Source organism: Neobacillus niacini, assembly GCF_030817695.1.
Classification (GTDB): Bacteria; Bacillota; Bacilli; order Bacillales; family Cytobacillaceae; genus Neobacillus; species Neobacillus niacini_F.
Window position 1 is genome coordinate 63379 of sequence record NZ_JAUSZQ010000002.1, and the last position, 15553, is coordinate 78931.

15 protein-coding genes are annotated in these 15553 nt (G+C 37.6%); all 15 read right to left on the reverse strand.

Annotated elements, in window-relative coordinates:
* Nucleotides 1-172 precede the first annotated feature (172 nt).
* Nucleotides 173-964, reverse strand: coding sequence for a hypothetical protein (locus QFZ28_RS00455; protein WP_307192899.1), 792 nt, complete (start codon nt 962-964; stop codon nt 173-175).
* A gap of 114 nt (nt 965-1078) precedes the next feature.
* A complete protein-coding gene (locus tag QFZ28_RS00460) occupies nt 1079-1414 on the reverse strand; it encodes a hypothetical protein (RefSeq protein WP_307192900.1) in 336 nt (111 codons plus the stop codon).
* Between the two features lie 66 nt (nt 1415-1480).
* Nucleotides 1481-2647, reverse strand: a complete 1167-nt coding sequence (locus QFZ28_RS00465; RefSeq protein ID WP_307192901.1) for a hypothetical protein — start codon at nt 2645-2647, stop codon at nt 1481-1483.
* Nucleotides 2648-2677: 30 nt separating this feature from the next.
* Nucleotides 2678-3007: a hypothetical protein gene (locus QFZ28_RS00470; protein ID WP_307192902.1), complete on the reverse strand. Its 330-nt coding sequence runs from the start codon at nt 3005-3007 to the stop codon at nt 2678-2680.
* 255 nt (nt 3008-3262) lie between these two features.
* Nucleotides 3263-4579 (reverse strand): amidohydrolase, encoded by a 1317-nt coding sequence (locus tag QFZ28_RS00475; RefSeq protein ID WP_307196917.1) that lies wholly within the window; start codon nt 4577-4579, stop codon nt 3263-3265.
* 5 nt (nt 4580-4584) lie between these two features.
* Nucleotides 4585-6297 (reverse strand): adenine deaminase, encoded by a 1713-nt coding sequence (locus QFZ28_RS00480; RefSeq protein WP_307192903.1) that lies wholly within the window; start codon nt 6295-6297, stop codon nt 4585-4587.
* 79 nt (nt 6298-6376) lie between these two features.
* Nucleotides 6377-7444 (reverse strand): ABC transporter substrate-binding protein, encoded by a 1068-nt coding sequence (locus QFZ28_RS00485; protein WP_307192904.1) that lies wholly within the window; start codon nt 7442-7444, stop codon nt 6377-6379.
* A gap of 24 nt (nt 7445-7468) precedes the next feature.
* On the reverse strand, nt 7469-8509 hold the full coding sequence (locus QFZ28_RS00490) for an ABC transporter ATP-binding protein (protein WP_307192905.1): 1041 nt from the start codon (nt 8507-8509) through the stop codon (nt 7469-7471).
* Nucleotides 8510-8551: 42 nt separating this feature from the next.
* The gene (locus QFZ28_RS00495) at nt 8552-9331 is read right to left on the reverse strand and encodes an ABC transporter permease (protein ID WP_307192906.1); all 780 of its coding nucleotides are present in this window, start codon (nt 9329-9331) and stop codon (nt 8552-8554) included.
* Complete coding sequence (locus QFZ28_RS00500; protein WP_307192907.1) at nt 9324-10160, reverse strand: ABC transporter permease; 837 nt, start codon at nt 10158-10160, stop codon at nt 9324-9326. The genes QFZ28_RS00495 and QFZ28_RS00500 overlap by 8 nt, the downstream gene beginning before the upstream one ends.
* Nucleotides 10161-10643: 483 nt before the next feature.
* Entirely contained in the window at nt 10644-11177 is a 534-nt protein-coding gene (locus QFZ28_RS00505; protein ID WP_373428033.1) for a glycerol-3-phosphate dehydrogenase C-terminal domain-containing protein, read from the reverse strand.
* 224 nt (nt 11178-11401) lie between these two features.
* Nucleotides 11402-12856 carry an SLC13 family permease gene (locus QFZ28_RS00510; protein ID WP_307192908.1) on the reverse strand — a complete coding sequence of 485 codons (1455 nt, stop codon included), beginning with the start codon at nt 12854-12856 and terminating at the stop codon, nt 11402-11404.
* The gene (locus QFZ28_RS00515; RefSeq protein WP_307192909.1) at nt 12853-14040 is read right to left on the reverse strand and encodes a glycerate kinase family protein; all 1188 of its coding nucleotides are present in this window, start codon (nt 14038-14040) and stop codon (nt 12853-12855) included. The genes QFZ28_RS00510 and QFZ28_RS00515 overlap by 4 nt, the downstream gene beginning before the upstream one ends.
* An 837-nt stretch (nt 14041-14877) precedes the next feature.
* Nucleotides 14878-15324, reverse strand: coding sequence for a ribose 5-phosphate isomerase B (gene rpiB / locus QFZ28_RS00520; protein ID WP_307192910.1), 447 nt, complete (start codon nt 15322-15324; stop codon nt 14878-14880).
* A gap of 34 nt (nt 15325-15358) precedes the next feature.
* Nucleotides 15359-15505 carry a GapA-binding peptide SR1P gene (locus QFZ28_RS00525; RefSeq protein ID WP_307192911.1) on the reverse strand — a complete coding sequence of 49 codons (147 nt, stop codon included), beginning with the start codon at nt 15503-15505 and terminating at the stop codon, nt 15359-15361.
* Between the last annotated feature and the right edge of the window lie 48 nt (nt 15506-15553).

Sequence of the window (15553 nt, forward strand, 5' to 3'; positions counted from 1 at the left end):
CGTCATACTTTAGACACAATTTGGCAATATCTACTACCATTACCACAATGATTGGTACAGCGCTCTTCCAGTTCTTTATCCCTAATGTTTTTACAAAATAGCATAAGGATAAAGAACCAAATGGAAATTTTCCATAATAAAAATCCACATGAGAATTCTCATATGGACGTTATTAACTATTCACGCCTGAGGCTTCATAACCAATACCATTTAACAAGTCACACCACTGCTCATATGTATTTAATTCAATCTTGACTGGTGCAGTCGGATGATCTGTGTATTCTACCACCCATATCCCTCTTCTGGAAGGAAGGAAGAAGACAATATTTTCAAGAATAGGGTCTCTTTCAATACTTGGATTATAAAACATTGAAATATTATAAAGAGACCAGCCCTGGGATTCTAAATCATCGAGAAACAATTGAAAGCTTTGTTCTTCTTCAGGTGAAAAACTGCTTATTTTTCTTACTTTCTTTATGTTTTGATGTTCACTCAGCAAATCAAATGCCTGATCGGAGAGATAGAACATCTGGGCTCTTTCTATCCCCTCTTCTGTAAAAGAGTAATAATTTCGTATTATGCTTGGAATATCAGCAACTTTGGTATAGGCAAATTCGTGGATAATATCACGATCGATGATATGAGACATCCATGTATCGTTTTCAATATGGTGTAACATTAAAATGTTCGATTGTCCCTTATTTGAGCAGCGAATCATCCATTTCGATTCAACATATCTCTGAATAAATTGCTGAATTTCATCTTTTAATGGGATCTCTCCCTTACTCTCTTTTTCATCATCCCAGAGCTGCTTTAGGATTAATTGATGAGTAGTAACTTCCATAATTGCTTCCCATTCTTTTTGACGCTTTTCTCCTACGGAAGCCTCTGCAATACCTTTTGCTACACCAGGATATCCACTAAGTGTTACTAAGAGAGCTAGCTCCGCTGATGTACAAGTCATAATATAATCCATTTAATTCACATTCCTTTTCTTAGAAACCATTAGGAAACCATTGGGACGGTTCTCGCGGTTTTTTGTAAATCGAACTTTGCCACAAGAACCGTCCCCGAGTGATTATAGGAAAATCGCCCGAAGTAGATTTTTAAGCACATAATAAACAATAATAGAGGCAATAATTTGGACAACTATAGAAATCAACATAAAGAACTTTCTTTTTAAGAAAGAGTACTTTAAAAATTTCTTGTTCAGATACGGTCCTATACCAAGAAAAGCATTGGTCACAAACGTAAGCGTCCGTTGGAATACCGTTTTGGGATTTTCATAAACACCTGTTTCATAAACATCAAGCACAATCCTTCCGAGTAAAAAAACCAAGGTACTGAACATTATTTGAATACACAGATAATAGGATATTAAGCCTTGAATCAGTTTCATCGTTTCTAAAGTCATGTTTCATCCTTATCCTTTATTTAGAGATTTTTTCTGAAGATATAAAAGTACCCATATAAAACGTTTTTAGTTGAACCAGCTTCCAACGGATTTAAAAGTGTTATTAATCCCCGCACCTATATCTTTAATTCCTTCTTCAACTGCTCCTCCAAACTTTTCGCCAACAGCTTTAATCTGGTCTTCAAAGACAATACTTCCGACTCCGCCAACTAAGGCACCAACGGCACCGCCAACTACGATTCCGACAGGGCCACCCACGCTCCCAATCATCGCACCGACTTTAGCGCCTCCGCTTATTGCGACAAAATCAGCGGCTAGTCCAGCAACTGCGCGTCCGGTTTTTTCACCACTGGTCTTACCTGCATTGTCAGGATCAACAAACTCTGCAGTGTTTGCAGCGATTGATATTCCCCAGCCAACCAATGGGACTTTCTTTGCCACTTTGGTCCAACCCTTGGCATCGATTATGTGCTTAGCAATTTCCTTTGTACCGGTTGTTATACGTTTTTGGAATGTACCAGATAAAGTATCCGCTTTTAACAGATTCAAATTCTTTGGAAAACCAGCCGCATGCTTTAATAAAGCTGAAGGATTATTATAAGAAGCAGCCAACTTTTGAAGTTGCTTTACGACCGGATTCGTAGGGCTCGATTTTGAAAAATTGTAAATCGCACGAGCCAGCTTCGAGTCATATCTTCCTCTTCCTCTACTCTTCCAGGATGGATGAGCTCCTACTGTAAATTTATAATCACCCTTAATTTTCTTCCAAAACGTTGGCTTTCCGCCTATGTAATTAATTTTAAGCTTCCGTGAAATCCCAGTACTAAGTGCGATTGTGAAAAGTTGTGTGCCAACTAAGGCGGCATCCCCAACACTAAGCTTTCCATTAATGTAGTCGAAGACATTCAAGATACTTGCGATGGTTGATTTCTTAGATTCTGGAGTTAATGCGGATTCCGATTTTTTCGTCAGTTCAGTCTCTGTCTGACAATACTTATCCATGGATTGTGCTATAAAGCGATCCAAATCTCTCAACTTCGTCTCTAATTGATGAGATGACGTTATGGCAGCATTGAATCGGGAACGTAAATTCCCCCGATTCATAATCTCATGATCAATTGAATACCTAAGAGCACTTAAACCATCACTAACATCTGATACTTTTTGTGACATAGGACCAATACTGGCACCAGTTTGTTTAACATAATCTGTTTGAATCCTTATGGGCGGCAATTTACTAGCACCTCCATGTACTCTATTAAATTATTTACCAGCGGCATTTGCCTTTTTTTCTGCTTCCGCTTTTGCCTTAGCTTCCGCCTTTGCTTTCGCTTCAGCTTCCTCTTGACGCTGAATTTGCTGTGAAGCTGAGAGGACATCCGATCCGATAGAGCTTAGTTTTGAGGATAGGGCTGCAATTTCTAGATTTATACTGTCAATCGTTTGATTTATGTAGATCATTTCTTGTGCGTTCCAGCCGTTGTTGAGATTCCCTTTTACCCTTTGTAAGTTACTTTTAACTTCAAGTAGTCTTGAGGAATAATCATTGATTTTATTTGCCTGCGAAGCGGCTAAATGAACGTTAATACTCACTTGATCACCTGCTTTATTACGAAACGGCCATTGATTTTCACAATTTCCGATTCCCTCTATTTTCCTATTTATTATAAAAGCTATTTTTTTATTATTCTATAAAAAAGAAGAAATTGGTTATTTTGTACCGCTCGTCTCCCTAGGATTTATAAAAAAATAACGTCTGAAGACCCAGACGTTATTGATTGCCCCTTCTAAGGGACGTTCCTTATAATTTTCATTAAGCCAGTTCATTCCATAAGAACTGACCCCGTGTTATTCCATTGCTTTTAACGCTTTTGTTTTAAATCGGCATTGTTCCATGGCTTCGGCAAGCTCTGCTCTTAATTGCACTTCATCAAAATCCACTAACTTTTTTCCTGCAACCACTTGCTTTCCAGCGATAAATACATCACTTACATTGCCCGCATTAGCTGAGTACACCAAAGCAGAATACGGATCAAAAATAGGATACATATTGACTGAATCGGTTTCAACTAGGATGAAATCAGCCTGTTTCCCTGCTTCAATTGAGCCAATTTGCTTCTGCATCCCTAAAACATTGGCTCCTCCGATTGTTGCTAACCTTACAATTTCATCAGCTGGAAAGGCACTACGATCCCGTAAATACGTTTTATGAAAATTGGCAAACAATCGCATTTGGCTAAATAAATCCAAGGTATTGCCGCTGCTTGGTCCATCTGTACCCAGCCCAACCGCTATACCAGCAGATAATAAATCCCGAACACGGGCTACACCTTTAGCAGATTTCGTATTAGCCCCGATACAATGAGCTACTTTTACATCATACTTCTTCAGTAACTCAATATCATGGTCTGATAAAAGAATACAGTGTGCAGCGACAAGTCTTGAACTCAATACACCAATATCCTCTAAAAATTCAATCGGTGATTGATTGCGTTCATTGCGAAATTTATCCATTTCAAAGTCCATTTCACTAACATGCATCATCCATGGCACATCGTATCTTTTAGACAATGCATCTGCTTGCTGGAGTACTTCTATTGTATTTGAGTATGGGGCGTGCGGAGCTACTGATGCTTGAATTCTGCTATTTTCCTGCCATTTAGGGATAAAACGTTGAGCATACTGTAAGCCGCCCATTGGTTCAGGCACATCAACCGTTACTGAATCAATGACGGTTTCTGCTAAAATTCCACGGCTATGCATTTCTTCAGCTGCTTCTGCTAATTGTTGTTCAAAATAATACATATCAAAGAATGTGGTCACACCGGCAAGCTGCATTTCAGCGATGGCATACTTTGCGCTCGCGTATGCCAACTGTTCATTCATACATTCATTTTCTAATGGAAATAAAAAGCGGCGTAAACGGTCAGGATAGTCATCTCCTAATGAACGAAACGGTATCATGCCAATATGTGTATGTGTATTAACCATACCTGGCAGTAAAATAGCCCCTTTCGCATCGATGCATTGGTCATAGGTGATGTCATTTGGCATTGATTCCATCGAACCAACATCTAAAATTCTCTCCTCAGCCGTTATGATATATCCGTTTGGAAACTGCTCCATTTGCTCATTCATTGTTAAAATCCAAGCATTTTTAATCACTATTTTCAAATTGGTTCACCCTCAACCAATGGAATTATCAATTGCGAACGAACATTCATCATCCCTTTATCAGTAATTTTGATAACAGGTGAAACCGGCAGGGATAAAGTCGAGAAGGACATAATTTCATTGCTGTTGCGGTAGCCTAACCTATTCATAGCTTGCCGCACTTCCTTCAATTGCGCACCTAGTTCTTGTATCGGTTCATCGCTGATAATACCGCCAACTGGCAATGGGCAAACGGCTTGCACCTTCCCAGCTTGTACCACGACATAGCCACCTTGGATGTCCAATAATTGTTTTTGCGCTGCTATCATATCTTCTAAGCTCGTTCCCATAACCATCAAATTATGATGATCATGCGCCCAAGTTGTAGCGACAGCTCCTTTTTCATATAAAGCTCTATCGACAAAGCCGTAAGCAATGTTGCCTGTTTTCCCGTATCGTTCCATCACAACGATTAAGGCTAACCCACTATTTTCCCAATCTAAAAAACCATCTTCCACGCTAACCTCTTGCTGAACATGTTCAGTAAATGTACCTACTTCTGAAATTTGAATCACGTTGACGACAGCCTTTTCAGCAGCTTTCACCTTGAACCGTAAATCCTCTGATGTCAGTGCCCGGCAATGTAAGGACGTATAGAAATGTTTTGGAAAATCAGGTTTCAAAGCTGGATATTGGATGTCATTCCCCCGTTTATATACCATTTTTCCATCTTTATATACCGACCCAATTTCAAAGTTTTCAACATCATTCAGTAATAGAAAATCAGCTTTAAAGCCCGGGACAATCGCACCTCGGTCCTGGAATCCCATTCTTCTTGCAGGCGTATAAGTAGCACAATATATGGCCTGTTCTACTGGCATCCCAGAGAAAATAGCTAAGCGTACATTGGCGTCCAAATGTCCTTCCAACAAGTCATCTGCCATCACATCGTCTGTAATAATAGCCATATAGTCATAGAAACCATTTTCAACGACAACACGTATGTTCTCAGGAGTAATGGATTTCTTTTGAAATTCTAAAAACATTCCATTGGTGATTTTCTCATAAATCGATTCAGGCGATTGTTGGGTATGATCGGCTGTTATTCCCGCATATATAAATTTTGCTAATTCTAATCCCGAAACACACGGAACATGACCTTCTAAAGGCATAAATGGTCTCTCTGATTGAACAGCGCGTAAAATCTGTCTAATCAAAGAGTCTGGTTCATTGACAATACCGTTAAAGTTCATTGCTTCCCCTAGTGCAATCACTTTCGGATGCTGTAAGAGCTGCTTCACTTCTTCTACACCGATATAGCCGCCCGTTGTTTCTAATTCTGGAGTTGTCGAAGGTACAGAGGAAGGAATGGCATAGAAAATATCCATGGCACTTGGCTGTGAAAAGAACGCCTCTAGCCCTTCCATACCAAACACATTTGCAATCTCATGAGCATCAGCGACTACCGTTGTTACTCCATGGGTTAACACTGCTTCTGAAAAAATAGAAGGGGATGTCATTGAGCTTTCTATATGCATGTGAATATCCATCAATCCAGGAATCATATACTGATTTTTTGCGTCAACCACTTCTACAACCTGATAATTTTCGATTTCGTCAGCCGTTATAAAATAAAATTTATCCTCAACAATTAACACATTTTTCTTTTCAAATTTTTTAGTAAATGTGTTAAATACCTGTGCATTTATAATCACCAAATCAACGATCATTTTCATTTCCCCCTTTTCAAGGACTTCATTAAAAGAAAAAGGCCAAGAATGATTCTTAGCCCTTTTCCATAACCTCAAACTATTTGTTCAAAATTCGATTCCATTGATTAATCCAAGACTCAAGGTTTTTATTTACGAATAATGAATCCACTTTATTTGTACGTTCTGCCACATCACCGTACGTTTTATTTTTAGCTGTTTCCTCGTCAAGGACTACATTTTTATTGGTTGGTGCTTCATTTAGAGACACTGCCGTTTTTTCCTGAACTTCCTGACTTAGTCTCCAATCGATATATTTATATGCCAAGTCTTTATTTTTTGAGTTTTTGTTGACGTTAATCGTATTAAAGTTTGCGTACGTTCCAGACTCAGGGACAACATAGGCTACATCTGGATTAGATTCTGTAATAATCGGAACAGCAAAGTCACCGACAACAGCCGCTGCAATTTCACCTGATTGGAACATATTGGCTAAATCAGAAGATTTGCTATATGTTTTTACAACGTTCGGAGCTAAATCTGTGATTCCTTCAACTGCTGCTTTTCCATTATCACTTGTAATATCAACATTCTTATGACCGCTTGCTACATATAGCATCGCTGGCCCAAATGTGGTAGTTATGTCAGGAATCGAGATTTTCCCCTTTAAAGAAGAGTCCCATAAATCATCCCATTCCTTAATTTCTTTACCTGCTGCCTTTTTATTATAAACGATTCCGATACTGTTTAGCGTGTATGCCGGGCCAGAACCATCTGCAGCTAAATCTTTTGCACTATCGATTAAGTTGTCCATGTTAGGAACATTTTTGCTGTCGATTTTTTCAAATAGGCCAGCTGTTACACCGTCAGCCGCATTTGACTGGGACAATTCAATCACATCAACCGTTGAGTTTGGATTGCTTTTCAATTTTGTTAAACGCTCAGAGCTTGTACCCGTTTCTAACACAATGTCGACATTGTATTTTTCTTCAAAGGGTTTGAAGACATCTTCTTGCATTTTATCTTCTTCCAAACCAAACGTTGAAATGACCAAGGTTTGTGGTTCCTTATTTGCAGATTTATCATCTCCGCCGCCTCCGCCGCCGCATGCAGCAAGGATACTAGCTGTTACGAAAGTTAAACTTACTAATCCTAATTTCTTCTTCATTTTGTACTCCCCTTTTCTTAGATGTTAAACGATGATTAGCTTGTGAGCAGGAATGGATAATGTTACAGCGTCACCAACTTGATAAACCACATCATCCGCTCTATTTGCGATTAAGGTGCCAATGGAAGTTTCAACTTCATATTGATAAGACTTACCTAGGAAGGTACGGACCTTTATAACCCCTGACACCGAATTAGTAGTATACTGTGTTGCCTTTGCTGCTATTTCGATATCATCTGGACGAATGGTTCCCGTTCCTTTTCCTGGTTCCCACTCGCGATTACTTGTGAAAACTGTTCCATCAACAGCCTTATATTTCCAGTCTTCTGTCTGTGTTAAATCAAAGAAGTTCTCAAACCCGATAAAACGAGCAACGAACTCCGTTTTTGGATTATTGTAAATTTCTTCAGGTGTGTCAAACTGTTCGATTACACCTTTATTCATAACAGCCACCTTGTCTGAAATGGAGAAACATTCCTCTTGATCATGTGTTACAAACACAGATGTAATGCCTAATTGGCTTTGAATTCGTTTAATTTCAATACGCATCGATAAACGCAATTTCGCATCTAGGTTACTTAAAGGTTCATCTAATAATAATAATTTCGGCTCGATCACTAAAGCGCGCGCTAAAGCCACACGTTGCCTTTGTCCGCCTGAAAGCTGTTTGGGATAGCGGTCACTGAGCGCTTCTAAACCTGTAATCTCTAGAATATTTTTTACCTTTTTGTCAATGCTATTCTTTTTTTCCTTGCGTAATTTTAATCCGAAAGCGACATTTTCCTTGATCGTAAGATGAGGAAACAAAGCATAGCTTTGAAACACCATCCCAAATTCGCGTTTATGAACGGGCACCTTTGTTAAGTTTTGATTGTCAACAAGAAACTCACCATCATTTGGCTCTATTAAGCCAGCAATGACACGTAAAGTGGTTGTTTTCCCACAGCCTGATGGCCCTAATAAGGAAACCAATTCTCCCTTTTCAATGGATAAATTTAAATCTTTTAAGATATTGTTTTTGTTATCATAACTTACTCGAATATCTTTTAATTCAACATAGGACATAATGCTGTGTTACCCCCTTCGCTGTTAACATCTTGGATGTTCCTATGAAATACTTGCTAATCCTAGTGTCTTCTCAATTACAAACATCAGAACAATCGTACCAAGCATTAAAATAACGGATAAAGCAGAAACGGATGGATCATAGTTGTATTCAATATAATTCATTAAGCTAGTTGGCAGCATGGTTACACCTGGTCCGGATAAAAACTGTGAAACAGGTATATTATTGAAGGAATTAATGAATGCCAACATGAAGGAAGCAAAAATTCCTGAAGTAATGTTCGGTAATACCACTTTGATAAACGTTTGTAACTTTGTACAGCCTAACGTCCACGAAACCTCTTCAATTGAAAAATCTAACTGCTCAATTGTTGAACCAACCACTCGAATGACGTAAGGTACGCAAATCAAGAAATGTCCTAATAACAGCCCTTGGATGATAGGAAACTGAAACTTGATGACAATAAATTGATACATAGAATATCCGACCACCAAACCCGGTACAATCGTTGGGGAAAGGAAAAAGCTCTTAATCCAATTTCGCCCAAACACCCTGTGTCGTGCCAAAGAATATGCAGCAGGAACTCCAATAACTAACGCCAAGAGGGTCGCAATAAATGCTACTTGTAAACTTAGGAAGAAGCTATCCATAAAGGATTCGTTGTTCAATACCTTACTGTACCAGTCAAGAGTAAAACCTTGAATGGGAAATTGAATTGTTGAATTCGTTCCAAAAGAGGTCACGATGATAATGAACAAAGGAACCAAAAGAAATGCAAAAACTAGACCTGCAAAGATTTTTAAGCTGATATTTTTACGCATTTGCCTCACCTCTTTTATCCATGCGTCCTGCAACCCAGCTGAATAACTTCATCACAATTAAAGTGGCCACAATCATAATCAAGGCAATGACACTTGCACCTTGCCAGTTCCCTAGTGCCGTTGCACTTTGATATAAGAAGGTAGCTAACATGATGTTTCGGTTGCCGCCTAATAATTGCGGGGTTGTATATGCTGTCATGCTTCCTGTGAAAACTAAAATACTGCCAACAATAATCCCCGGTACACTTAATGGCAATATCACCTTCACAAAAGCAATCAAACGATTGGCGCCTAACGTTTCTGCCGCTTCCATTATTTCGGAATCGATGTTCTCTAATATTCCCACTAATGTAATGACCATTAAAGGTAAGAAGAGATACACAGAGCCAATGATGATCGCGAATTCTGTATAAAGTAAAGTAAGTGGTTTAGAAAGTAAACCAATATTCATTAAAGCATTGTTTAGTATCCCGTCTTGTCCCAATATCGTAATCCAAGCAAAACTCCGCACAACTGAATTTGTTAACAATGGAAACAATGTGATCGACATTAACAAGCCGCGCCATTTTTTCGGACTTTGGGAAATGTAGTAAGCAGTTGGGACTCCCAGCACTACACAAATCAGCGTCGCAATCAGTGAAACCTTAATCGTCCGCCAAAAAATACCAAAATTATACTCATCCAAGAAGAAGGAAGTATAATTCGATAAGGTGAAACCTCCATTAAAGAACGTCGGAAAAATCGTGGAAATCAGAGGTAACACCAAGAATAAAATCAAGAGAATCATTCCTGGAGCCAAGATGAGATATGGGATTCTTCGCTGTGTCATTTCTGGCCTCACTTTCCAATTCAAAAAATTATTATTGAATGATGATTAACACGTACAAGGATCAAGTTTAATCTATCTCTTATACTTTTATGATTATAATGAATAAGATAATGGCTGGCAACCCTAATTACGAATATTTTTTTATTTTCTACAATTAATGTTCGTAAAATAAACAACCCTATCATAAAAAAGTCGAATAGTTACTAAATAGTATGCGTTTTCACGAACATTAGGGTATATCCCTAAAAAGATCTATTATGTAAAAATGTTTATAATAAATTTAGTATTCATTTATTTCTTGTTCTTAAAACATCTATCCATAAAAAAATCTCGATTAGACATCTTTACACAAAAAAACACCCCCTATTTTATTAGGAAGTGGTTAATTAAGGTTTTCAATATTCAAGAAGCTGGACATTTCTTATGGTTTTTAATGCAGTTAGTTTATGTCCGAGAATCGCCCACATGCTTTGTAAATTTATCTTAACTTACCTTCTGGTCAGCTTCCTCATCAATCGCTGTATTTGCACCGTTTAAGTGCTTTTCCAACTCATTTTGATATAATACTTTCTGTTCTGGTTCCCATTTTAAAACAGAAGCCATTATATCAATCACTTTGTCCTTCCATTCTTTTGCCCAATGAATATCAAATAGAAGAGTACCTGTTCTTCTGAAGAAAAAGTCGATAGGTTTTGTAGTCATCTCGTGTTTTATTGAATAGATAATTTGTAAGTATACATATAGAGGCAAATCACTTTTATCATCAAAACCTTTTCTATACTCAAACACCTTATCAATATTCGAGCCATACCTTGTTACAAGCTTCTCGGCTTCTTTCCTTGTCAGGCCATAAGCCATTCCCATTTTAACCTTTTCATTTACAAAACTTTGGAAATTCTTTGAACCTCCAACATTCCCGCCTGAAATCGGTAATGTTTTTGTAAGGCACGAAGGAAACGTTCTATCTTCTTCTTCCTTAAATTTCTTTACTAGCAAATCTACTACTAACTCAGCCATTTTACGATAGCCTGTAAGTTTCCCACCAGCAATCGTGATAAGTCCTGAATCTGATGTCCAGATTTCATCTTTACGTGAAATTTCTGAAGGGCTTTTTCCATCTTCATGAATTAATGGGCGTAATCCTGCCCAGCTGGATTCAATATCTTTTGCCGTTATATTTTAAGAAAAATAAATTGTCGAAGAAAACTCTTGCATATGGATAATAAACCCAGGTTCTCCCCTTATAGGTACAGCCCCATCCATTGCCAATAGAAGAAATAAAATAGCATCATGATTAGAATATAAACTGGCATCATAATCACACTAATCTTCAAAAGATTATTTGCATCATATGAGATTTCTCCTTCTTCATAAAAGAGTAATAATGCTTTGGAACTTACAGGAACGGTCACACAATAATTCATACCTATTAAACCCATAAATACAACCGTTGTAGGATTCAAACCAATGGTTTCACTAAATAATAATAGAACGGGTATAAAAACGATTGCCCGTGTTGTATGTGATGTAATATATAAATGACTTGTAACAGTTACTAGAAGAATAATAAAAACAAGGAACCATTCAGGTGCACAAACAAATAAATTTATGAAATTCATCATGACATCTTCAATCCATTGAACAACACCTGTTTCAACTAACATTCTGCCTAATGCAGTTGCTGCCGCAACAAATATGATTAAATTCCAAGATACGGACTTTATCCCCTGTTTCCAACTAATAATTCCGTGTTTTGGTATCATGACTATAACTGCTCCTAGCATCGCAATAAATGCTATATCATATCCGTGTATGCTTTCCGTTACCCATCCAATAAATAATAGAGTAATGATGGTTAATGTCTTTTTTTCTTTGTTAGTCATTTCTTTTTGGAAATTGCTTGGTTGTATAATTTCCTCAAACACCTCTAGTTCGTCTATACTATCTTTCGGCCATAAAAGCCATTTGATGATTAGATATGAAATAAATGTAATAACTAATGTGAAGGGTAATGCCCAAATAAACCATTCAACATATGAAATACTTTGATTAACAGTACTCTCAAGTAAACCTATACCAATTAAATGGGAACCTGCCCCAATAAGTACAGCTGAAGTACTCATTAATATAATTATTGGTGCTATTAGAGCAAGGACACCTTTTTCTTTATCTGTAAATTTTTTGCTAAGTTGATTAAGAATCGGCATGGATAACGCTGCGCGTCCGGAAGTAGATGGAATGAAAATAGCGGTTGAAAATAACACCATACATACCCCTAGCAGAAGTTTACTTTTCTTTCTCGATTTATTTAAGGTTAATAGAGTTATTCGATTCGCTAAACCTGATTCTTTCACTGCCTCACCTATGATAAATGAACCAACCATTAGCCAAACAACTTCCTCTGATAGTGATTGATATAGTAAATCTTCCTGTGCACCATTCATCATGATAATAAATATAATCAGCGATATAGCAACAAAACCTGCAGGAATTTTTGTTGCAATCCATAAGATCATCGCTGATAGAAATGCAAATAGGGAAACCTTTGCTTTGTAATCTAAATCATTAATGAAAACAATCATACTCAACACCAAAACATGTAAAGCAACCGGCACAAACGGTTTAGAAACAGGGGCTATAGTGTTTTTCAAACGTGCGTGCCTTTCGATTCTTCGCAGCTCCATTCTTGTCATCATGATTGATAAACTCTTTCTTTAGTATACTTTCTTCTAGCAATGCCGAAACCAATTAAAATTTGTCTTAAAACAGATTCCGTACTATCCTCAATCCATTTTGGGGCTTTTATGATCGCTTTTTCTAACGTAGTAGGTTTTTGAATGATACTACTATATGCATCAATCCCTGCTTCATAATTTAATTTTGCTCCCTTTCCGATTGTACCGGTAATGGCAATGACCGGAATATTATTCTTCTTTGCAATCCGGGCAACCTCTGCAGGAATTTTCCCATTTGGTGTTTGAAAATCTAAACTCCCTTCTGCCGTAAATACAATATCAGCTGTTGATATTGTTTCCTCTATATTGATGTAATTCATAATAATATCGAATCTTGGATGTAATACTGCACTTGTAAAGGCAATTAATCCAGCACCTAACCCACCTGATGCACCGCTGCCTGGTAATGAACGAACATCTACTCCTATTGCCTCTTGAATTAAAGTTGCATAATGTTCCAATGCAAACGATAATTGTTCGACTTGTTCAGGCGTTGCTCCTTTTTGTGGTCCAAATACACGTGCTACGCCAGTTTCTCCACACAAAACATTTTTCCAGTTACACGCAACATCAATGGAAACACGCTGTAATCGTTTATCAATATTTTTCATGTTAACGGCATCCGCCTTTAGTAATCCTTCTCCACCATTAATGAAAATAGGGCGTTGTTTTTTATCAATGAACCGGACTCCTAATGCTTGTGCCATACCTGCTCCACCATCTGATGTTCCGGAATCTCCGCAGCCAATCAAAATATGATCGACACTTTCATCGAGTGCAGCTCGAATTAACTCCCCTACACCATATGTTGTTGTTTTTAATGGGTTTCTTTGATTTCTTGGAACTAGTTTCAATCCAGCGACTGCTGCCATTTCAATCACTGCTGTTCGTTTTCCACGCTCTTCAAAAATACCAAAATAACTTTTTATCCTTTTACCAACTGGTCCTGTTACTTTTTTATAAATTAGTTTTCCACCTTTTATGTCAACAATTGTCTTGGCGAAGCCTTCTCCACCATCAATCATTGGGATGACTTCTAAATCGATAGACGGATCAAATCGTCTTACACCACGTTCCATCGCAACTCCTACATCCTCAGCATCCAAACATTCTTTAAAACCTGATGGTACTATTACTATTTTCATCTCAACATACCTCCAAAATGCTTTCCTACATATGAATTTACTCTCTGAAACTTAAAAGAGATTAAGAGAAAGATTATAAATTCATGAGAAAAATTGGTAGGATAATGGGATTGTTTATCCTGCAGTGAATGAATTTTATGGGACCATTGAGTTTTAAATAGAAATCCACTAAAAAAACCACCTCGCTATCTCTAGAAAAGTGGTTTTTTATGAATCCTGGCTACTCTAAATGTAAGTGTAATTTTAATTGGCATATGGGGATTTGCGCCATTGATTTTTAGCCTCATGAACACTTCATGCGCACCACTTTTTCATATTCCCTTTAATAATTGGCTTCATAAAAACTCCATGACTACCATTTTTTAATATTTGATACAAAGAAACTTAAAACCAAACCAAAAAAGTTAGGAGAATAACCAAATTGGATATCTCGACAACTTTTTACCCCTCAAAACCCATTTAAGCCAGATATCACAGAAAAAAATACGTTTTTAATCAAACGTTTGATTAGTACGAATACGAATTAATTAAATGTTTGATTAAAAACGCTATAACCCTTTTGAATTACAAACCTTGTCATCATTTCAAGTGAATTTTTTGTCGAGGATTAGTCACGGTTTATATATTTCTTTAATGCTGTTTTTAGCCTGCCATGCGGCGGTTCGTATGGTTAAATAAAGCTAGTTATTGCCACTAGAACCATCCCCGCGGTCCATGTGACAAAAGAGATAAAAAAAGAGGCTTCCCAAAAGTTCAAAGAACTAATGGAAAACCTCTAGAATGTAAGTTTGGCAAAAAGCGAAGACATAAATGAACAGCGTCCCAGTCCTGGTCTCTTTATTGGTTACTAGATTCATACATCGTTATTTTATTAACACGATTTTCGTGCCTGCCGCCCTCAAAATTGGTTGTTAACCAAATTTTCGCAATGTCCCGCGCTAAGCCTGGACCGATGACACGTTCTCCCATTGCTAATATATTAGAATTGTTATGCTCTCTTGTTGCCTTAGCACTAAATGTATCATGAACCAGCGCACAGCGAACACCCTTAACTTTGTTTGCAGTAATACTCATTCCAATTCCTGTACCACAAATTAAAATACCGCGATTTACTTCTCCGCTAGCTACCTTTTCAGCTACTGTTATAGCATAATCAGGATAGTCTACAGAAGTACTACAATTACAACCGAAATCTATATAGTCAATATTCATCTCTTCCATTAAAGCGATCATTTCATTTCGAATGTTTACACCGCCATGGTCCGAAGCAATGGCTACTTTCACTTTATCCGCTCCTATCTAATTGCAATTCATGCTATTACTTTATCTCTACTTTTTCTTTGGAACAATCTGTACAAATGCCATACCATGTTTTAACACCTTCTGGGCTATCTACGCTGTCAATGACATCCCCACAATCTTGACAGATAATTGTACCCTGCTTGACATTTATATACTCAGCCATTACCTTACCCCCTTAACTAGATAAAATTCAAATTAAGATTCTCCCTTG